This window comes from Rhizobium bangladeshense (assembly GCF_001662075.1).
In the GTDB taxonomy this organism is placed as follows: Bacteria; Pseudomonadota; Alphaproteobacteria; order Rhizobiales; family Rhizobiaceae; genus Rhizobium; species Rhizobium bangladeshense_B.
In genome coordinates, this window is the sequence record NZ_LYPL01000102.1 from 1 (window position 1) to 871 (window position 871).

Annotated in this window: 1 protein-coding gene; it reads right to left on the bottom strand. The window is 56.5% G+C overall.

Features of this window, described 5'->3' with window-relative positions:
• Positions 1 to 52 precede the first annotated feature (52 nt).
• Positions 53 to 871: hypothetical protein (locus A7X77_RS31680; RefSeq protein ID WP_348626311.1), on the bottom strand; the 819-nt coding region annotated here is incomplete at its 5' end.

Here is an 871-nt window from a genome sequence, read left to right on the forward strand (position 1 = left end):
TTCAACAGCAAATATTGCGCTGACGGTGGACCTCCCCTTGAAAACCATGACTTCACCGAGGGGTTTGCTTGCTCGCGAGGACTTCACGAATGAACCGATCCAGTGATCTGCCACCGGGCGAATGCGCGATCGAGGCATATCTGTGCGCCAGGTGAACCGGGATCAGTGCATTCTGGAAGAGGTCCGTCTGCATCATTTCGATGATCGAAACCATGTGCGAGATGTCGTCGCCATAATTGGCCAAGTCCACCTTCGCGTCTCTGAACGAAACACCGTTGACGTTAGACTTGCTCGAGAACGGATATGCCAGCGTCACGTCGAACAGCTTATTTCGTGACGTGCGCACGATGAACGTCTGCCCGTAGTAAGTCTCGTCGCCGAAGTTCTTTCCTGTCTCCCTTTTATCGGGCTCTATGAACGACGTCCGGTAATCGTCGCTGACCGGCAGCACAAAGGTACCGTCGAGGACATTGTTGTCCTCATCACGCGACACTAGGTTCTCGATCAGTTGGGCGTGTTCGACCACCTTGCCGGTCTTGGAAATCCCCATCACGACCGGACCGCGCATCCCGCGGTCGCGGCACTTCCTCCGAATGTCGTGGAGCAGCGACATGATGCTCCGGTGGAAGCGCGCGGCCTCGCCGAAGATCGCCAGCGGCCCGTCGATGATCACGTTCATGTTTGCCACGATCGAGGGGTCCGACTCGAATGAGCATCGGATGATGTGGATGACGAGGAGATGCTCCAGCACCGACATCAGGCGGTTGAAGCACTCGGTGTTGCCGCCTTCCTCGTTGAAGACCTCCTGAACTCGCAGCGCGTCAGTCACGTAAACACGTCTTGCTGGATCGCCTCCAATATCCACATAACC